This window comes from Pseudorhodoplanes sp. (assembly GCF_035565855.1).
Taxonomy (GTDB): Bacteria; Pseudomonadota; Alphaproteobacteria; order Rhizobiales; family Xanthobacteraceae; genus Pseudorhodoplanes.
Map to the genome: position 1 here is coordinate 1 of NZ_DATMRX010000331.1, position 19,685 is coordinate 19,685.

At 63.8% G+C, this 19,685-nt stretch carries 20 protein-coding genes; 14 read left to right on the plus strand and 6 right to left on the minus strand.

Annotated elements, in window-relative coordinates; translation table 11 throughout:
* Positions 1-142: 142 nt before the first annotated feature.
* The gene (locus VN004_RS18835) at positions 143-634 is read left to right on the plus strand and encodes a hypothetical protein (RefSeq protein ID WP_325613337.1); all 492 of its coding nucleotides are present in this window, start codon (positions 143-145) and stop codon (positions 632-634) included.
* An 82-nt stretch (positions 635-716) separates the two neighbouring features.
* Entirely contained in the window at positions 717-1,007 is a 291-nt protein-coding gene (locus tag VN004_RS18840; protein WP_325613340.1) for a DUF2218 domain-containing protein, read from the plus strand.
* A gap of 73 nt (positions 1,008-1,080) precedes the next feature.
* Here VN004_RS18840 and VN004_RS18845 read toward each other — a convergent pair whose 3' ends face one another.
* Entirely contained in the window at positions 1,081-1,320 is a 240-nt protein-coding gene (locus VN004_RS18845) for a hypothetical protein (protein ID WP_325613343.1), read from the minus strand.
* A gap of 98 nt (positions 1,321-1,418) precedes the next feature.
* Positions 1,419-2,495 (minus strand): hypothetical protein, encoded by a 1,077-nt coding sequence (locus tag VN004_RS18850; protein WP_325613346.1) that lies wholly within the window; start codon positions 2,493-2,495, stop codon positions 1,419-1,421.
* Between the two features lie 229 nt (positions 2,496-2,724).
* Between VN004_RS18850 and VN004_RS18855 the strand changes: the two genes are divergently transcribed.
* Complete coding sequence (locus VN004_RS18855) at positions 2,725-3,051, plus strand: hypothetical protein (RefSeq protein WP_325613348.1); 327 nt, start codon at positions 2,725-2,727, stop codon at positions 3,049-3,051.
* Here the strand turns inward: VN004_RS18855 and VN004_RS18860 are convergent.
* Positions 3,048-3,821 (minus strand): type II CAAX endopeptidase family protein, encoded by a 774-nt coding sequence (locus tag VN004_RS18860; RefSeq protein WP_325613350.1) that lies wholly within the window; start codon positions 3,819-3,821, stop codon positions 3,048-3,050. The genes VN004_RS18855 and VN004_RS18860 overlap by 4 nt on opposite strands.
* Positions 3,822-3,941: 120 nt before the next feature.
* Here VN004_RS18860 and ruvX point away from each other — a divergent pair, with 120 nt between their 5' ends.
* A complete protein-coding gene (ruvX, locus tag VN004_RS18865; RefSeq protein ID WP_325613352.1) occupies positions 3,942-4,427 on the plus strand; it encodes a Holliday junction resolvase RuvX in 486 nt (161 codons plus the stop codon).
* Here ruvX and VN004_RS18870 read toward each other — a convergent pair.
* Positions 4,424-6,022, minus strand: a complete 1,599-nt coding sequence (locus VN004_RS18870; RefSeq protein ID WP_325613355.1) for an acyl-CoA dehydrogenase family protein — start codon at positions 6,020-6,022, stop codon at positions 4,424-4,426. The genes ruvX and VN004_RS18870 overlap by 4 nt on opposite strands.
* A 123-nt stretch (positions 6,023-6,145) precedes the next feature.
* On the opposite strand from VN004_RS18870, the gene VN004_RS18875 reads away from it, so the two are divergent.
* The 9 genes from VN004_RS18875 (at position 6,146) to rpmG (ending at position 17,120) form a co-directional block, all read left to right on the plus strand.
* Positions 6,146-7,099, plus strand: a complete 954-nt coding sequence (locus VN004_RS18875) for an aspartate carbamoyltransferase catalytic subunit (protein ID WP_325613358.1) — start codon at positions 6,146-6,148, stop codon at positions 7,097-7,099.
* Between the two features lie 2 nt (positions 7,100-7,101).
* Entirely contained in the window at positions 7,102-8,409 is a 1,308-nt protein-coding gene (locus VN004_RS18880) for a dihydroorotase (RefSeq protein ID WP_325613359.1), read from the plus strand.
* 89 nt (positions 8,410-8,498) lie between these two features.
* Positions 8,499-9,098, plus strand: a complete 600-nt coding sequence (gene plsY, locus VN004_RS18885) for a glycerol-3-phosphate 1-O-acyltransferase PlsY (RefSeq protein ID WP_325613361.1) — start codon at positions 8,499-8,501, stop codon at positions 9,096-9,098.
* Between the two features lie 23 nt (positions 9,099-9,121).
* Positions 9,122-10,222 carry a DNA-processing protein DprA gene (gene dprA / locus VN004_RS18890; protein ID WP_325613438.1) on the plus strand — a complete coding sequence of 367 codons (1,101 nt, stop codon included), beginning with the start codon at positions 9,122-9,124 and terminating at the stop codon, positions 10,220-10,222.
* A 405-nt stretch (positions 10,223-10,627) separates the two neighbouring features.
* Positions 10,628-13,384 carry a type I DNA topoisomerase gene (topA, locus tag VN004_RS18895; protein ID WP_325613363.1) on the plus strand — a complete coding sequence of 919 codons (2,757 nt, stop codon included), beginning with the start codon at positions 10,628-10,630 and terminating at the stop codon, positions 13,382-13,384.
* A 43-nt stretch (positions 13,385-13,427) separates the two neighbouring features.
* Complete coding sequence (gene rnr / locus VN004_RS18900; protein WP_325613367.1) at positions 13,428-15,704, plus strand: ribonuclease R; 2,277 nt, start codon at positions 13,428-13,430, stop codon at positions 15,702-15,704.
* A complete protein-coding gene (locus tag VN004_RS18905) occupies positions 15,701-16,150 on the plus strand; it encodes a DUF983 domain-containing protein (RefSeq protein WP_325613370.1) in 450 nt (149 codons plus the stop codon). Before rnr ends, VN004_RS18905 begins: the two co-directional genes overlap by 4 nt.
* Positions 16,138-16,881: an NUDIX hydrolase gene (locus tag VN004_RS18910; RefSeq protein WP_325613373.1), complete on the plus strand. Its 744-nt coding sequence runs from the start codon at positions 16,138-16,140 to the stop codon at positions 16,879-16,881. Before VN004_RS18905 ends, VN004_RS18910 begins: the two co-directional genes overlap by 13 nt.
* Before the next feature lie 71 nt (positions 16,882-16,952).
* Complete coding sequence (gene rpmG / locus VN004_RS18915; protein ID WP_325613376.1) at positions 16,953-17,120, plus strand: 50S ribosomal protein L33; 168 nt, start codon at positions 16,953-16,955, stop codon at positions 17,118-17,120.
* Between the two features lie 371 nt (positions 17,121-17,491).
* On the opposite strand, the gene VN004_RS18920 is transcribed toward rpmG, so the two are convergent.
* Both VN004_RS18920 and VN004_RS18925 read right to left on the minus strand, forming a co-directional pair.
* Entirely contained in the window at positions 17,492-18,865 is a 1,374-nt protein-coding gene (locus VN004_RS18920) for a PleD family two-component system response regulator (RefSeq protein ID WP_325613378.1), read from the minus strand.
* Positions 18,866-18,877: 12 nt separating this feature from the next.
* The gene (locus VN004_RS18925; protein ID WP_325613380.1) at positions 18,878-19,249 is read right to left on the minus strand and encodes a response regulator; all 372 of its coding nucleotides are present in this window, start codon (positions 19,247-19,249) and stop codon (positions 18,878-18,880) included.
* 134 nt (positions 19,250-19,383) lie between these two features.
* On the opposite strand from VN004_RS18925, the gene VN004_RS18930 reads away from it, so the two are divergent.
* Positions 19,384-19,683, plus strand: a complete 300-nt coding sequence (locus VN004_RS18930; RefSeq protein ID WP_325613382.1) for a DUF3572 domain-containing protein — start codon at positions 19,384-19,386, stop codon at positions 19,681-19,683.
* The last annotated feature ends 2 nt before the right edge of the window (positions 19,684-19,685 follow it).

Consider the following 19,685-nt stretch of genomic DNA (forward strand, 5'->3'; position numbering starts at 1 on the left):
GAGCGCTACAATCGCACGTTCAGGCTCGGCGAAGAATGTCCGACGCCTGAACGGCGACAGCGATACCGCTATCGACAATTCGAAGCAAATTGCGCGCGCTGGCTAAACGCGATCCGAACAGGCTTGCCCCACAGTGCGGGCAATGACTCGCAATCGCCCGCCCCTCCGCCAACCCACCCGGGTTCAGCGCGCCCCTCGACGAATACCAGATCGCACCCCCGCCACGCCGGTCCGCGCGAGCACCCAGCCGAAAAGCTGGCACAGCGAGCGGCGCCGTGGCGTCGTCGCTGCGGTGGTGGTGACTTGCTTTCTGGGCGTGCTGCTGAGCGGCTATGGCATCCATACCCAGATGACGAACGCCGCTGCGCGCGCAGCCGCGCGAGAGGCGCAGGCGGCCATGTTGATGGCCGCGGCATTGCGGACCGGCACTCTCCTGTTCGTGCCGCAAAACGGCAATGTCTGCCGCCGCCGCTGGATAGACAATGAAACCTGGACATTAAGCGACGGCGGAGACGTGGTCTGCGAGGAGGAGGTGACCTGGAACGCGAACCTTCCTGTCCGGGAACGCAAGGTGGAGAGGCGGCTCGACGCGATCCGCCAGCTCTTCCAGTCAAAGACCCTGAGTGTGGAATAGATCTAAGCGGATGCGCGGCAGATTGCGGCCACGCGCCGGTTCGCTTATCTGACCTGTCAGATCAATCGCTACGGACGGGAAGATGCACGTATCGGAAGCGCAGGTGGCAACCGCGTCGGCAAGCCGCTATCTGCAACAAATCTGCAAGCACTGGAGCCACAAATTTCCGGTGGAGTTTACGCCGGAGACTGGTTCGGTGCCGTTTTCGGAAGATCGCCGCTGCGACTTCACCGCCGATCCCGAAAAGCTTACGATGCGGATACATGCCGCCGACGAGGCGACGCTCGAGCGAACCCAGACCGTGGTCGTCGATCACCTGAAGCGTTTCGCGTTTCGGGAAGACCTCGGCGATATCCACTGGGTCCGGATCTGACGGCCGAGAACCGGGCCGGACGAAACAAACAGGCCCGCTCATCGCGGGCCTTTTTTACGCGCAGTCGCCGCGATCAGTTACCGACCGCGTCCGACACGCATTTCTTGATGTGACTGGTCTTTGCCGCGCCGGAAAGCTTCTTGTCCGCCGCAGACTTGTCGCATATCGCCTGCGCGTCCTTCTCGCACTTTGTCATGAAGCTGTTCAGCGCAGCGCCGGCGAGCTTCTTGTTCGATGCTTCGATCTTGCACGCCGCGGCGTGAGCACTGCCGGACGCGAGAGCGATCGCTGCGGCAAGTAACAGAGCCCTCATTGTTTCCTCCTTGGAACGGATCAGGCCGATTACGTTCGACTCGGCTTCCTTCGATTTAAGGAAGCCGACGTGGCGTGACTATGGTCATCGGATAACGATCACGCCGCCATCGCGACCGATGCAGTAACCTCGCGAATATGGGTGACGGGTGTCGCGAGGCTCCCACCGTCTTCGCTTTCGAGTCCCATCACGCGCAGGATCCCGCGCGCGGGGCACATCTCGACTGCAAGCCGGGTGAAGCGGTTATTGACCGGTTCGACCAGCCATCCGAACGGCTGGTCGATCAGCGAGCCGGCAAAGTTCTCCATGGTCTCGCGCCGGCAACGGCTGTTCTCGCCAGCCTCTTCGTAGCGGCACGTAAGGATGAGGTCGCCGCCGATGCGGGCCTCCCAAGGCTCGCGGCGATTGTGCCAGTCGTTAGCGGCAACCGTTGCGGTCTCCCGCGTTTCGAAATCCTCTTCCGTCCGCTCGATCACGCAGCGTTCCGCCGGGCGCGTGCCGGCCAGCGAATAGATGACCGGACGGGCCACTGGCGTCCGTTCAAGCACCCTGCGGGCTGAGGCATAGTCGGAGCAGGTTTCGAACGCCTGACGCAAAAGCTGGTCCGGGGGCATACTGCGGATGTTCCAGGTCCTCATCGCATTGGCCGCTAGGTCGTAAGGCCGCAACCACGGATGACGGGTGCGTCGCCAGAGCGGCGCCTGGTTGATCGCGGCACCGAACCGGCCCGGCGCCAAGGCGGTCAAGGTTCCGACATAGCCGGGCCAGGTCACGCTGTAGAATTCTCCGGCTTCGCCGCGCTTGTGAGCGACCTCGACATGCCGCCCGAGACCGGGGAACGGCCAGTCCAGTGTGCGAACCAGCCAAGGCTCGCCCTCCTCGTCCCGGCTCATCGTGGTGCAGCCCCATGAATAAGAGCCGTTCAGGAACCAGACGCCGCTGAAGCCAAGCGCCGCGGCAATCCCCTCGATTTCATGCAGATACGGCGATTGCGACCGCGCCAACCAGCGCCGCGCCGCCTTGTCGAGGACCGGCAGCGCCGCTGCGACGGGCCGCGGAAAGAATGTCAGGCAATCATCACGCAAGGCGCGCGCGCGTGCGGCGCTTTCCTGCGCCTGCCGCAGCGTCCCGCCTTCGCGGACATCGACCAGCGGAATTTCGCCGAGAGCCTTCATAAAAAGAATTCTACCGCTGATTCACCGGATTGGATGTGGCGTTTGCCGGCAGCTTTCGCAACAATCCGTGAGCCTATGCCAACTCGTTGTCCCTGCTCGGATTTTTGACTGTCACCAATCGTCAACCCTATTCGTTGACATTGTTCGTTCGGGATAAGGGCCGGCAATGGCGATACGAATCCGATCGGACCAGCGCGACAAGTCCAGGGCTCGTGACTGGCAACATGCAGTGCTCGCCGCGCTGTTGCTGATCTTTGTCGCGGCCACCAGCCTTTCGGACGGAAAGCTGATCCCGGACTTCGGGAGCCGCGAGTCCGCCGTCCCGCAGCGGGCGGCGTCAGCAGACGAAGACCTTCGCACCGGGTCGATCCTGGTCACGCCGCGAGACGGCAACATCTGCGAACTTCGTCTGATCGACAACCAAACCTGGCGTATTCGTCCCGCAGGGCAAGTCCAATGCGACGATGCGGTCACATGGCATCCGCACCACGGCGAGGGCTACACCACGCAATCTCGCATCGAAGCTATTCGCGACGGGTTTGTGGCAAAACGCTAAGGGGCTGCCTGTTCAACGATGAAGGCGACCTGCATGAGCGCCAGCGCGTTGACGATGCCATGCAGGATCACAGTGAGCGTTGTCGAGCCGCTGCGCCAGCGCAGCCATCCGAACGCGAGGCCAAGCACGAAAATCTGAACGATATAGAAGGCCTCGTACTGGACATGCATCACCGCCCAGCCGAGCGACGTCAGTGCAATGGCGCCCCATGGCCCGAGGCGCGACGCGGCATAACCTCGAAACAGGAAGCCGCGGAACAGCAATTCTTCCATGAGCGGCGCCGCGACGACCAGTGCCAAGGCGAGCAGCACCAGCGTTCCTGACGAACGCGCGCTGCGATACGCTTCCACTACCGCCGCCGGAACGAGATCGCGGCCTGTCATCCATGAGCTGAGGTCGCCGAGCGGCAACAGCACGGCGATGAAGATCAGGCCGACAATCAGGTCGGCCGGTTTGGGCGATCGCAGCGCCAGATAATCGGCAACCGCACAGCGCCGCAACCGCGCGGCAGCCGCGATGACGGCGATCGGCGCGGGCATCGCCAGAATGGTCGCGAGCGCGATCGTCAAGGCATGAGACGCCAAAGTCTCGACCTCGAAGTCCGATGCGTTGCGACCAACGCCGATGGCGGCCAGCACCAGGAAGGCCACCGATAGCTGCGTTGCCATCCAGGCCACGATGGCCGCCATTCCGTAAGCCGTGGTGGCCCAGAAACCCCAGGGCGTGCATGCCTGGTTGCCGGGATGAGGCGCGGGCTCCATGCTTGTCATGCGAGGCTCGATCGGACGGCCGGAGAATCAGTCGCGCGGCCTTGCAGGCTCATACCATCACACCAGACCTGCCCGATATCACAAGCTGCCGCCGGACCGTGGTGATGCTAAGGACAAGGCATGACCGCACCCGTCTGCCCGCTCGCCGAAGCCGCATCGATCCTGCCTGCCAGAGGCGCGCTGATCGGGCTTGATCTCGGTACCAAAACCATCGGCGTCGCAGCCTCCGATCCTGACCGCAGCCTCGCGGCCGGCGTCGAAACCGTCGCGCGGAAAGCCTTCCAGACTGACGCCGCCCGTCTCCTTGCGCTGGCGGCGGAGCGCCGCGCGGTCGGCTTCGTGCTGGGGCTGCCCCTGAATATGGACGGCTCGGAGGGCCCGCGCGCCCAGTCGACGCGCGCCTTCGCGCGCAATCTGGCGCGGCTGACGGATATGCCGATCGCGTTCTGGGACGAGCGGCTGTCCACGGCTGCGGTGGAGCGTGACCTGATTGCAGCGGATGCGAGCCGTGCCAAGCGCGCTGCGATCATCGATCAGCATGCTGCGGCGTTCATTCTGCAAGGCGCACTGGATTTCCTGCGCCAAATGCGGAACCGGAGCGTCTAGGCCGGAGCCGCGCGTTCCAGCAATCGCTTCGCATTGCCGGGCGGCGTGCCATAGAGACGCGATCCCCCGCGCAGCCGCGTCCGCGCAAATTCCGAGGCGATCTCGGGAGCGGTCGATTGCAGGGCCGCGGCCGCGGCAAGGATTGCAAGCGTGCCAGCGATCCGCCGCCCGTTCGCTTCGGCATCCTGTGCCTTCAGCATCAGCCCGATGTCCGCCAGAGCGGACTCCGCCTCCGGAAGACCGCGGGTTTCATCCTTGAGTGAAGCGAGCACTGCACCCTCTTCATCGGCATCCTTGAACGAGCGCAGCAGATCGAGCGCCATCACGTTACCCGATCCTTCCCAGATCGCGTTGACCGGGGCTTCGCGATAGAGCCGCGCCAGCACATGGTCCTCGACGTAGCCATTGCCGCCAAGGCACTCCATCGCTTCATAGACGAAGGCCGGCGCCGTCTTGCAGACCCAGTATTTGACCGCGGGCGTCAGCATGCGGGAGCGCGCGCGTTCGAGAGGATCGCTAAAAGCTTGATCGAACGACCGGCAGAGCCGCATGACGACGGCGACCGCAGCCTCGCAATCCAGCGCAAGATCGGCGAGTACCGTGCGCATCATCGGCTGATCGGCCAGCTTTCTCTGAAACACGACGCGATGGCGCGCGTGATGCAGCGCGCGCGAAAGCGCGGCGCGCATCAATCCGGCCGAGGATATCGCGCAATCGAGCCGCGTCAGTTGCACCATCTGGATGATGGTGCGGATGCCCCTACCCTCATCGCCCACACGGCGCGCATAGGCGTCGAGGAACTCTACCTCGGAGGACGCATTCGAGCGGTTGCCAAGCTTGTCCTTGAGCTTCTGAAAATGCAGCCCGTTGAGGCGATCGTCGGGCCGAAAGCGCGGCATGAAAAAGCAGGTTAGACCATCCGGGGCCTGCGCCAGAACAAGGAAGGCATCGGACATCGGGGCCGACATGAACCATTTGTGGCCAGTGATGCGATAGGCCTCGCCGTCACGCACGGCTTGCGTGGTGTTGGTGCGAACGTCGGTGCCGCCCTGCTTCTCGGTCATGCCCATGCCGAGCGTCATCGCCGACTTCTTCGGCCAGGGAGCGAAAGCCGGATCGTAGGCATGCGACACGATCTTCGGCATCAGTTCCGCGCGCAGCTCGGGCTGCGCCGACAAAGCCGCGACCGACGCCCGGGTCATCGTGATCGGACACATATGCCCGTTCTCGACCTGCGCGACCATGTAGAAGCGCGCCGCGCGCGCGACCTCGGCCGGAGCGCCGGCGGGGGAACCGTCCGCATTCCATGTCGAGCAATGCAGACCCGCCGCCATGCTCTCGGCCATGAAGGCGTGGTAGGCCGGATGAAAACGGACCGCTTCGCCATGCAGGCGCGGCGGATGGCTGTCGGCCAGTGCCGCACGGACGAACATTGCCGCGCGGCCCCAGTGGCGCCCGAATGCGGTCAGCGCATCGCTTTCACCAGCCGCGCCATTGGCCGCCACCGCTTCGCACAGCGGCCGGTCGGTCAGAAACAAATCGACATCCGCAAAACGAGGCGGCTGATTGTCGATGTCGTCACGCGGATCTGGCATGGCCCACTCCGGTCCCGCCGATCGTAACATGGCACCCAGGCTTTGGCCGATTCAGGATGTGTTGGGGATGGCGGGAAACGCGCCTTGCAGCCCCTCCACGATGGGCCTATAGAGCCGCCTTTAATGACCATCGCTGCCACATCGTCGTTCGTCCTCAACCGGCGCCATCTGTTGGGGATCGAAGGACTCTCGCGCGACGAGATCATCGGCCTGCTCGATCTCGCCGAGGAATTCGTCGATCTGAACCGTCAGATCGAGAAGAAGCGGGCATCGCTCCGCGGCCGCACCCAGATCAATCTCTTCTTTGAATCATCCACCCGCACCCAGTCCTCGTTCGAACTCGCCGGCAAGCGGCTCGGCGCCGACGTGATGAACATGGCTGTCGGGTCCTCCGCCATGAAAAAGGGCGAGACCCTGATCGACACCGCGATCACGCTGAACGCCATGCATCCGGACATCCTGGTGGTGCGGCACCATGCTTCCGGCGCCGTGGAACTGCTGGCGCAGAAAGTCGACGGCTCGGTCATCAACGCGGGCGACGGCGCACACGAACATCCGACCCAGGCTTTGCTTGACGCCCTGACCATCCGGCGTAACAAGGGCCGGATCGAGGGACTGATCGTCGCGATATGCGGCGACGTTCTGCATTCGCGGGTCGCCCGCTCCAACATCATCCTGTTGAATGCGCTTGGCGCGCGGGTGCGTGTCGTGGGGCCTTCGACGCTGCTGCCGTCCCATGTCGAACGGATGGGTGTCGAAGTCACGCGCGACATGCGCGCAGGATTGCAGGACGCGGACATTGTCATGATGTTGCGCCTGCAGCGCGAGCGCATGAACGGCTCTTTCGTTCCCTCGACCCAGGAATATTTCGCCTATTTCGGGCTCGATCAGAAGAAGCTCGCCTATGCCAAGCCGGACGCACTCATCATGCATCCGGGACCGATGAACCGTGGCGTCGAGATCGATTCGAGCGTGGCCGACGGCGCGCAATCGTTGATCCGCGAACAAGTCGAAATGGGGGTCGCCGTTCGCATGGCGGTACTCGAAGCGCTGTCGCGCAACCTGCCGAACGCCTGATCATGCTGTCCGACCGCAGACCGATCCTGCTCGCCAACGCCCGGATCATCGATCCGTCGCGCAATCTGGATTTTCCGGGCGACCTTCTGATTGCCGATGGCGTGATCCGGGATGCCAAGCGCGGGATCGGTGCGGCCGGCGTGCCCGAGGGCGCCGAGATCGTCGATTGCAAGGGCCGCATCGTCGCGCCCGGGCTGATCGACATGCGGGCCTTCGTCGGCGAACCGGGCGCCGAGTATCGCGACACGCTTGCCACCGCGAGTCAGGCGGCGGCGGCGGGAGGCGTGACCACCATCATTTGTCAGCCGGATACATCGCCGGCGATCGACGAGCCCGCCATCGTCGATTTCGTCCTGCGCCGGGCGCGTGACACCGCGATCGTGCATGTGCAGCCGATGGCAGCTTTGACCAAGGGCCTCGAAGGCAAGGAGATGACCGAAATCGGCCTCCTGAAGGCCGCGGGCGCCGTGGCCTTCACCGATGGCACCAAGAGCGTGACCAACGCGCAGGTGATGCGCCGGACCCTGACTTACGCCCGCGATTTCGACGCGCTCGTTGTTCATCACACCGAGGACCCGGACCTCATCGGCGAAGGCGTAATGAACGAGGGCGAACTCGCCGCTCGCCTCGGCCTGCATGGCATCCCGACCGCGGCCGAAGCCATCATGCTGGAGCGCGACCTGCGTCTCGTTGCGCTCACCGGCAGCCGCTATCACGCGGCCTCGCTGACCTGCCGTGAATCGATCGAGATCCTGCGCCGCGCCAAGGATGCCGGACTGCCGGTCAGCGCGGCGGCGTCGATCAACCATCTCACCCTGAATGAGATCGATATCGGACCCTATCGGACGTTCTTCAAACTCTCTCCGCCTTTGCGCGCCGAAGACGACCGGGCGGCCCTTGTCGAGGCCTTGGCATCGGGACTGATCGACATCGTGATGTCGGATCACAATCCTCAGGATGTCGAGACCAAACGCCTCCCCTTCGCCGAAGCTGCGCCCGGCGCCGTAGGGCTCGAGACCATGCTGACGGCGGCCCTTCGTCTCTTCCACGGCGGACAGCTTTCTCTGACACAACTCCTCGCCGCGATGTCGACGAAGCCGGCTCAAATCCTTGGCCTGCCGGGCGGCACTTTGCGCAATGGCGCCCCAGGCGACGTGATCGTGATCGATCCGGATATCTCCTGGGTGCTCGATCCGGCCGACCTGAAATCCAAGTGCAAGAATACGCCCTTCGACGAGGCCAGACTCGAAGGCCGCGTGATCCGCACCATCGTTGCCGGACGCACGGCCTACGAGTACGCTTCCGCCTGACGATTTGCCGACCGGCGGAACTGAAATCAGGCCCGCCGTCATCGCGGTGAAGTGGCGGGGGCGCTGCTGAGATGACCTTTACACAGACAATGCTGCCCGTCCTGCTGTGCGCGCTGGCAATCGGATACGCGTTCGGCTCAATTCCGTTTGGCCTTCTGCTGACAAAGCTCACCGGTGGACCGGACATTCGCAGCATCGGTTCGGGCAATATCGGTGCGACCAATGTGCTCCGCACCGGCCGCAAGGGAATTGCTGCCGCGACCCTCATCGGCGACATGCTGAAAGGAACGGCCGCGGTCCTGCTGACCCGATATGTCTTCGGGCCCGAGGCAGCGATTGCCGGCGGTTTCGGTGCCTTTGTCGGCCACCTCTTTCCGGTCTGGCTCGGCTTCAAGGGTGGCAAGGGCGTCGCCACCTATATCGGCGTGCTGCTTGGATTTTCCTGGCTGGCGGTGCTGATTTTCTGCGCGATCTGGATCGCTATCGCCGCTCTGACCCGGTATTCCTCGCTCTCCGGGCTGACTGCCTGCTCCCTTACTCCGCTGGTGTTGTGGGCGCTCGGTTTGCCCGTCGTGGCCTGCCTCTTCGTGGTGATGGCGTTACTCGTCGTCATTATGCATCGCGCGAACATCGCGCGACTGATGGCCGGGACGGAAACGAAGATCGGACGATCCGCGGTGAAGCCGTGACGCGTCCGCAAGCCGGCGCGGGCATGACGCTCAACGACGACCAGCGACTCGACTGGCTGCGCCTTATCCGCAGCGAGAATGTGGGCCCCCGCACCTTCCGTGCGCTTGTGAATCATTACGGCGGCGCTGCCGCCGCGCTCGAGATGCTGTCCGCATTGGCACGGCGCGGCGGCGCGCAGGCGCCCGGCCGCATCTGCTCACTCGATCAGGCGAAACGGGAGTTCGAAGCGGCCGCCCGTATCGGAGCGCGCTTTGTTGCGCTCGGCGAGCCCGATTATCCGGCGCGTTTGCGCATGATCGATGACGCTCCGCCCTTGATCTCCGTCCGGGGCAGGAGCGACGTTCTGAAATCTGCGATGGTCGCGATTGTCGGCTCTAGAAACGCCTCTGCCGCCGGCGCCAAGTTTGCCAGTCAGATTGCCCGCGACCTTGGCCAGGCCGAATTCACCACGGTGTCGGGTCTGGCGCGCGGGATCGATGCCGCCGCACATCGGGCGACGCTCGACACCGGAACGATCGCGTGCCTCGCCGGTGGACAGGATCAGATCTATCCGCCTGAGCATGCGCCGCTCCTGGATGAGATTGTCGAGCGGGGCGCTGCCATCTCCGAGATGCCGTTCGGCTGGGAACCTCGTGCGCGCGACTTCCCGCGCCGCAACCGCCTCATTGCCGGACTGTCGCTGGGCGTCGTGGTGATCGAGGCCGCCCGCAGATCCGGCTCGCTGATCACTGCCCGTCTTGCGCTCGAACAGGGCCGCGAAGTGTTTGCGATCCCCGGCTCGCCGCTCGACCCCCGCTGCGAAGGCACCAATGGCCTCCTGAAACAGGGCGCGACGCTGGTGACCGAGGCCAGCGACATCCTGACGGCGCTCGATCCCATTCTCGGGCGCACCATCAGCGCCCCGGCGGAAGAACCGGAGGCGGACAACCACGCCTCGACCGCCGAGCCCGCGGCCGACGAGCGGAGACGGATCACCTCGCTGCTCGGACCGACGCCTATTGATATCGACGATCTCATTCGTCTATCCGGCGCTCGTGCAGCGGTCGTCAGGACCGTGTTGCTCGAACTTGAAATCGCGGGCCGCCTCGAGCGGCAGACCGGAGGCCGCGTGGCGCTCCTTTGACCCGCGATGCGGTCAGGGGCTGGGATCCCCCGTCCTGGTTGACTCGGCTTCCAGCTTTGCCATGTCGAGGAGATAACCGAGCGCATGCAATCCGTGGCGCCGGGCCATCACGGCAAGGCTGCCCGTCAGATCGGCAATATAGGCGGCGGCCGCGGTTCGATCCGCAGCTGAGCTGGGCTCGCCGCTCGTTCTGGCCGACCCGCTCCGACCCTGTCCAAAAGATTGCATCACCAAACAATATCACTCAAAGGTTGTATTCTGGCAATGGTACAATTTGCGGCGTCCTGTTGTGAATGCAGGTCCTATATTTGACTCCCGGGGTCGATTTACCCATGGTCCGGCCCCAACTAAGCGCCTGAATCGGAAAGTGACGCCCCCGGCGCGGACCTAACTCATTGGAATTTCATGAATATCGTGGTCGTAGAGTCACCGGCCAAAGCCAAGACCATCAATAAGTATCTTGGCCCGGGCTACGAGGTTCTGGCTTCGTTCGGACACATCCGCGATCTCCCGGCCAAGGACGGATCGGTGGATCCGGACCATAATTTCCGGATGATCTGGGAGGTCGACGAGCGCGCCCAGAAGCGGATCAATGACATCGCGAAGGCCGTCAAGGGCGCCGACAAGCTCATTCTGGCCACCGACCCGGATCGCGAGGGCGAGGCGATTTCCTGGCACGTCCTCGAAGTGCTGAAGGAAAAGAAGGCGCTCAAGGACCAGACCGTCGAGCGCGTCGTCTTCAACGCCATCACCAAACAGGCCGTCAGTGAGGCGATGAAGCACCCGCGCAAGATCGACCACGCGCTGGTCGATGCCTATCTCGCGCGCCGCGCCCTGGATTATCTGGTCGGCTTCACGCTCTCACCGGTGTTGTGGCGGAAATTGCCGGGCGCTCGTTCCGCCGGCCGCGTGCAATCCGTGGCGCTGCGCCTCGTCTGCGACCGCGAGCTCGAGATCGAGAAATTCGTCGCCCGCGAATACTGGTCGCTGATCGCGACGCTCGCCACCCCGCGCAACGAGAGCTTCGAGGCGCGCCTCGTTGGCGCCGACGGGCAGAAGATCACCCGGCTCGATATCGGCAGCGGCAAGGACGCCGAGGATTTCAAGCAGGCACTCGAGAATGCCGCCTTCACCGTCTCTTCGGTCGAGGCGAAGCCTGCGCGGCGCAATCCCCCGCCCCCGTTCACCACCTCGACCCTGCAGCAGGAAGCGAGCCGCAAGCTCGGGTTTGCGCCGGCGCATACCATGCGGGTCGCGCAGCGTCTTTATGAGGGCGTCGACATCAATGGTGAGACCGTGGGTCTCATCACCTATATGCGTACCGACGGCATTGACATGGCGCCGGAGGCGATCGCCGCTATCCGGTCCATGATCGGCAAGAATTACGGCAAGGATTACGTGCCGGACACGCCGCGCCGCTATCAGAACAAGTCGAAGAACGCGCAGGAAGCACACGAGGCAATCCGTCCGACCGATGCATCGCGCACCCCGCGCGATGTGGCGCGGGCACTCGATTCCGATCAGGCCAAGCTTTACGAGCTGATCTGGAATCGCGCGGTCGCCAGCCAGATGCAGTCGGCCGAGCTTGAGCGCACGACCGTCGACATCGCGGCCAAGGTCGCGGGTCGCAATCTGGAGCTGCGCGCGACCGGTCAGGTGATCAAGTTCGACGGCTTCCTCACCCTTTATCAGGAGGGTGAGGACGACGACACGGAAGACGAGGATTCGAAGCGTCTGCCGGCGGTGTCGCAGGGTGAGCCGCTGCGCAAGGAAAAGATCAGCGCCACCCAGCATTTCACCGAGCCGCCGCCGCGCTTCACCGAAGCGTCCCTCGTCAAGCGGATGGAAGAACTCGGCATTGGCCGCCCCTCGACCTATGCGTCGATCCTCGCCGTGCTGAAGGACCGCGGCTATACCCGGCTCGACAAGAAACGCCTTGTTCCGGAGGACAAGGGCCGGCTCGTGGTCGGTTTTCTGGAGAGCTTCTTTCAGAAATATGTCGAGTACGATTTCACGGCTTCGCTCGAAGAGCAGCTCGACAAGGTGTCCAACAACGAACTGGAATGGCACCAGCTGCTGCGGGATTTCTGGGAGGATTTCATCGCCGCGGTCGGCGAGATCAAGGAGCTGCGGATCACCCAGGTGCTCGACGCCCTCAATGATCTGCTCGGGCCCCATGTGTTCCCGAAGCGCGCAGACGGCGGCGAGCCGCGCCAATGCCCGAATTGCGGCGAAGGGCAGCTTTCGTTGAAGGTCGGCCGGTTCGGCGCCTTCGTCGGTTGTTCACGCTACCCGGAATGCAATTACACCCGTCAGCTCACGCCGGGCGCGAATGGCGGCGACACCGGCACGAAACTCCTCGGGAAGGATCCCGAGACCGGCGAGGACGTCACGCTGCGCGGCGGACGGTTCGGCCCCTATGTCCAGCTCGGTGAGGGTAACAAGGAGACCAAGGAGAAGCCGAAGCGCTCCGGTCTGCCGAAAGGCCTGTCACCGGACGATGTCGACCTGAAGACGGCGCTTGGTTTGTTGTCGCTGCCCCGTGACGTCGGCAAGGATCCCGAAACCGGCGAGATGATCATCGCCGGTATCGGGCGGTTCGGCTCCTACGTGAAGCTCGGCAAGACCTACGCAAATCTCGAACCCGGCGACGATGTTTTGAATATCGGTCTGAACCGGGCGGTCACGCTGATTGCGGAAAAGAAGGCCAATCCCGGCAAGGGCCGGCGTTTCGGTGCCGATCCCGGCCGCTCGCTCGGCGAACACCCGGACAAGGGCGGGCCGGTCATCGTCAAGAACGGACGCTATGGCGCCTATGTCAGCCATGACGGCGTCAACGCGACGCTTCCCTCCGACAAGACGCCGGACAATATCACGCTCGAAGAAGCGGTCGGTCTGATCGACGCCCGGATCGCGGCCGGCGGCGGCAAGAAGAAAAAGGCTGCGGCGAAGACGGCCAAGCCGGACGGAACCGACAAGCCGGCGAAGGCGAAAAAGGCCAAGGCCTCGGCTTCCGGCGATGCCGACGACAAGCCCGCGCCGAAGAAAACCACTGCGCGCAAGGCGGCCTCGAAGTCGGCCGCCGCCAAATCCCGGTCCAAAACGGCCGGGCCGGCTGCAACCGAGAAGGTGGCAGAACGAAAACGCAAGGTTGCTCATTAACCCCCTTGCCGGAGGGTCCGGCCGAGGCCACATCGAGGTCATCTTGGCCCGATCGAAACAAAACCCCGCCCCCTTCCCGACCCGGGACCAGCTGCTCGCATTCGTCAAAGATCATGCCGGCAAGGCTGGCACCCGGGAGATTGCGCGCGCCTTCGGGCTGAAGAATGCCGATCGTGCCCAGTTGAAGCGGGTGTTGCGCGATCTTGCCGATGAAGGCGCGGTGGAAACGCGCCGAAAGAAGCATCATAAGCCGGGCTCTCTGCCCTCGGTCACCCTGGCCGACATCGTCGAGCGCGACCGCGATGGTGAGCTTGTCGCGATGCCGACCGATTGGGACGAGGAAGCCCATGGCGAGGCTCCGCGCATCCTGATCGCAACACTGCGCAGAGCGGCGAAGCCTGGCGAAGCCGCTGGCATCGGCGACCGCGCGCTGCTGCGCGTGGAGAAACTCACAGAGCGCGACGGCCGCGCGACCTATACCGGCCGTGTCATCAAGGTTCTCGACCGCGCCAAGAAGCGCATGCTCGGAATTTTCCGCGCGCTTCCGGGCGGCGGTGGACGGCTGGTGCCGGTCGACAAGAAGGCCCTTGGCCGTGAACTCGCCATCCCGCCCCACGCGACCATGGACGCCCAGGATGGCGAACTCGTCGCTGCGGATGTGGCGAAGGAAGGTCGCTTCGGCCTGCCGACCGGACGGATCAAGGAACGTCTCGGCTCGTTGAAGAGCGAGCGTGCGGTCAGCCTGATCGCGATCCATGCGCATGGCATTCCGCATGTCTTCCCGCGCGAGGTGCTGGCGGAAGCGGAAGCGGCAAAGCCGGCCGATTTGAAGGGCCGTGAAGACTGGCGCGCGCTGCCGCTCGTCACCATCGATCCTGCCGATGCAAAGGATCACGACGACGCGGTCCATGCCGAGCCGGATACCGACCCGGCCAATCGCGGCGGCTACATCGTCACCGTCGCCATTGCCGACGTTGCGCATTATGTGCGGCCGGGCTCCGCCCTCGACCGTGAGGCCCTCGAGCGCGGCAACTCGGTGTATTTCCCGGACCGGGTGGTGCCGATGCTGCCCGAGCGCATCTCGAACGACCTGTGTTCGCTGAAGCCATCGGTGGACCGCGCTGCAATTGCCGTCCGCATGGTGATCGCGCCCGATGGACGAAAGCGCTCGCACACGTTTCATCGCATTCTCATGCGATCGGCAGCGAAGCTGCATTATGCGCAGGCCCAGGATGCCTTCGACGGCAATGCCGACGACACCACGGGTCCCATCAACAAGGCCGTACTCGACCCGCTCTACGCGGCCTACCGCGCCGTCAGGAAAGCGCGCGATGCGCGCGGTCCACTCGATCTCGATCTTCCGGAACGGAAAATCCTGCTCAATCCGGATGGCACGCTCGATCGGGTTATTGTGCCGCAGCGGCTGGACGCGCACCGGCTGATCGAGGAATTCATGATCCTAGCCAATGTCGCGGCGGCCGAAACGCTCGAACGCGCGGGCGTGCCGTTGATCTATCGGGTCCACGACGAGCCTTCTCTCGAAAAGGTCGAAGCCCTGCGCGACCTGCTGCGTACGCTGGACATGTCGTTTCCGAAAGGAGCGGTGCTGCGGCCTGCCATGTTCAACACCGTGCTGCAGCAAGTGAGAGGCTCCGACACCGAGACCCTGGTGAACGAAGTGGTGCTCCGCAGTCAGGCCCAGGCCGAATATTCCGCGGAGAATTACGGCCATTTCGGCCTCGCCCTGCGGCGCTATGCGCATTTCACATCGCCGATCCGCCGCTATGCAGACCTCGTCGTCCACCGCGCCCTGATCCGGGCGCTGAAATGGGGCGATGGCGCACTTCCGGCCGATGCGGATATCAAGGCTCTCAACGAGATTTCGGCCCGGATTTCAGCGTCAGAACGCCGGGCCATGGCCGCCGAGCGCGAGACCACCGATCGCCTGATCGCGCACCATCTGGCCGACCGGATCGGCGCCGTGTTCGAGGGCCGGATCGGCGGGGTGACGCGTGCCGGCCTGTTCGTCAAACTTGACGAAACCGGCGCCGACGGATTCATTCCGGCTCGCACCATCGGCGACGACTATTTCCAGTATCATGAGGACCGCCACGCCATGATCGGACGCTCGACCGGAGAAACCTACCGGCTGGGCGATCAGGTGACGGTAAAGCTCGTGGAAGCCATTCCCGTGGCGGGTGCGCTGCGGTTCGAACTGATGTCTGCCGGACGGGCCGGCAAGCGCGTCGCGCTCCGCTCAACCCGCGCACGCCCGACCGGGCGGCGGGAAGATCGGTTGCCACGCAGGAGGCGAGGATGATGACGATAAATCACGACATGACGACGCTGCCGCCACGCGATGGCTGGCAGGCTGTGAAGCGCGGACTTGCCGGTGCATGTCCGGCCTGCGGCCGCGGCCGTCTGTTTCGCGCCCTGCTCAAGGTCAACGATCATTGCCCCGCTTGCGATGAGGCCCTGCATCATCACCGCGCCGACGATTTCCCGGCTTATCTCAATATCGTCCTTGTCGGACACATCATCGTGCCGCTGGTGCTTGCGGTCGAAACCGCGTTCGCCCCGCCCTATTGGGTCCACGGCGCGATCTGGATGCCGCTGACGTTAGGTCTTGCTTTCGCATTGATGCATCCGATCAAGGGCGGTGTGGTCGCCTGGCAATGGGCCATGCGAATGCATGGCTTTGATCCTCGCGGTGACAAGAATGATCCGGTCCCGGCGGTAACGACTTCCTCGAAATGCGCCAGCTGACCGATCTCGAAAAGCGGCTGACGGCAGCCGAGCGCGAGCGCAGTTCGCCGAATGTCCGGCCCCGGGATGCAGCGACGCTGATCATCGTCGACCGTTCAGGCGCGACGCCGAAGGTACTGCTCGGCAAGCGCCATCACGGCCACAAATTCATGCCCGGCAAGTTCGTGTTTCCGGGCGGCCGGCTCGAGCCCACCGATCGGCTGATGCCGGTCGCGGCGCCTCTGAATGCATACACGGAAAAGTACCTGATGCACGGCACGAGGCGGCCGAGCATCGGGCGGGCGCGCGGGCTTGCGCTCGCCGCGATCCGCGAGACCTTTGAGGAGACCGGCCTCATTCTCGGAGCACCGCTGAGCAATGCCGGACCGGTGCCGGAGGGCCCTTGGACGGAATTCGCCAAGGCAGGCTTTTATCCCGACCTGTCGTCCTTGCATTTCATCGCACGCGCTATCACCCCTTCCCGACGCCCCCGCCGCTTCGACACCCGATTCTTCGCGGTGGACGCCGCCACGATCGCGCACAAGGTCGAGAACGTCGTCCACGCCGATGCCGAACTCGTCGAACTGGTCTGGATGCCGATCTCAGAGGCGCGCAACCTCGATATGCCGACGATCACCGGTGTCGTCCTGCAGGAGCTCGAGGCGCGTGTGGCAGAGGGATTCGGCCACGAATTGCCGGTTCCCTTCTACCGGATGCCGCGGAAGACCTTCTTCCGGGACCTGATCGCCTAAATTAGCGGATTTCTTGACTTTGCCGGATCAGCCGCTAGTTTCCCGGCCAAATCCCGCCATTCGAGGTTACCATGGCCAAGGCCGTCACCATTAAGGTCAAGCTGCTGTCGACCGCTGACACCGGCTTTTATTACGTCACGAAAAAGAACTCGCGGACGATGACCGACAAGTTGTCGAAGAAGAAATACGATCCGATCGCGAAGAAGCACGTCGAGTTCCGCGAGACCAAGATCAAGTAAGACGCCGCCGGCGTTCCTGAAACGCGACAGGGCGAAGACCTTGGGTCCGGTTCCGCCAGAAAATGGTGGCCGGCCGGAAGCGGTGTTATGAGGAGGCCACTCGTCACCGCCTCCGGACCGGCCGACCCCACGGACCCAGGAGATGCGGCGGACCTGAGCATTCCGTAGGGTTTTCAAAGGTCGATCGACCCATTGCGGCATCATCAGCCGCGGGTCAGCGCGGCCACGACCGCACCTGATGCTGGCCGGCAGGCTACCCGCACAACTCCCGGAAATCAAAGCCCAAAGACCGCTCCGGGCCGGCAATCTGCTATCAACCTAAAAGATTAGGGTTTACCGGTCCACGGGGTCCTCCGGGTGGGACCGAGCCCTTAGGCGGCGTTCGCTACTACCCGGTTCCGCCCATCGCGCTTGGCACGGTACAGCGCCTGGTCGGCCCGCTTGATAAGCTGGGCCGCAGTGTCGTGGGAGGATTCCAGCGCCGCGATCCCGACGGAAATCGTGACATCGATGCTGCGCCGCCCCTGCTCGATCGGGAACGGCTCGGCGGCGATTCGGCGGCGCAGCCGCTCCGCGACCGTTGAGGCGACCGACATGTCGGTTTCCGGCATCACCACCACGAATTCCTCGCCGCCGACCCGGCACGCCAGATCGATGCCGCGGATCGACTTGCGGACCCGGATGGCGAATTCGCGAAGCACGTCATCGCCGCAATCATGGCCGTAGGTGTCATTGATGGATTTGAAAAAGTCGATGTCGAGAACCAGCACGGCGAGCTGCTTGCCGCGCGACCCCGCCTGCTCGACCAGCTTGGCGAGATGGCTCTCCATGTAGCGGCGGTTATGCAATCCGGTGAGCGCGTCCGTGATCGCGGCTTCGATCGACATCTGCACGTTGTCCCGCAGCCGCTCGGTATAGCGCTTGCGCTTGATCTGGGTGCGGACGCGGGCCTGCAATTCATGCCCGTCGATCGGGCGCATCAGGTAATCGTTGACGCCGATTTCGAGACCGCGCAACAGCCGCGGCGTCTCGTCCGGTTCGCAGATCGCAAGGATTGGCAGATTTCGAGTCCGGTCGAGCGAGCGCAACTGGCTGCACAGACGCAATCCGTCGAAGTTTTCAAGGCCAAGCGACACCACGAGGAGCTCGTAATTTCCTTCGGCGGAACGAAACAGCGCCGCACTCGGGTCGGATTCGATATCGACGACATGCTCTTGTCCGAGCATGGCGGCGAGCCGTTCATAGGACGCACGGCGGTCATCCACGATCAGGATGCGGCCCTGCGATCCGGACTCATTGATCGCCTCGCGCTCTGCGCTCTCGATCCCGATTTCCCGCGATGTGACGGCGCGCATGCGCAGTTCGTCCGTCATCATTTTCAGGCGCGTGAGCGAGCGCACACGGGCGATCAACGCGATGTCCGACACCGGCTTGGTGAGGAAATCGTCGGCTCCCGCGCGCAACCCGGCGACACGATCCGATGGCTGATCGAGCGCCGTCACCATGACGACGGGGATGTGATGCGTCGCCGGATTGCTCTTCAATCTGCGGCAAACCTCGAACCCGTCGAGATCTGGCATCATCACATCCAGAAGAACGATGTCGCACTCGGCGCGTTCGCAGATCGCGAGAGCCTCGGCACCGCTCTGGGCGGTCATCACGTCGAAATATTCCGCCGAGAGACGCGCCTCGAGAAGCTTCACATTGGCCGGGACATCGTCGACGACAAGAACACGCGCTGTCATTTGCGATCAGCCTTATGCATTACCGAGAAAGTGACGAATGGTTTCAATGAATTTGCCGACCGAGATCGGCTTTGACAGATAGGCCTCGCAGCCCCCCGCACGAATGCGCTCTTCGTCCCCCTTCATCGCGAACGCGGTCACCGCGATGACCGGAATCGCCTTGAGCTCAGCGTCATCCTTCAGCCACTTCGTGACCTCCAGTCCCGAGACTTCCGGCAGCTGGATATCCATCAGGATGAGGTCGGGCCGATGCTGGCGCGCAAGGTCCATGGCATCGATGCCGTTGCGAGTCCCGACGGTGTGATAGCCATGCGCTTCAAGAAGATCGTGGAAGAGCTTCATGTTGAGCTCGTTGTCCTCCACAATCAGCACTGTCTTGGCCATTCCCCCGCCCCTCCTGGGCTAGTCTTCCGCGCGCCCAGCCTGAAAGGGCGCCGGGCGCCGCCACGCCGGAAGCGGACTCGGGCAATGCGGCGGAAGGTAATTCTCATTTGTTACGGAAAGGCAAACGGAAAGCCATGATTAACAATGCGACGCTGCGGTCCGAGGACGCCGAAATCATGGCAATTCAGGCCCTTGGATTCCTGGCCGCTGATGCCGAGCGTCTGGGCCGGTTTCTGGCGGCGACCGGTATGGGTCCGGGAGATGTCCGAGCCGCCGCCCGGGAAAAGTGGTTTCTGGCGGGCGTCCTTGAGCATCTGGCCCAACACGAATCAGACATGATCGCCTTTGCCGAGAATGCCGGCGTGGCGCCCGAGCGGGTCGCACAGGCCCGTCGGCTGTTGTCTGGACCGCCGGTGGAACGCGACATTCCGTGACC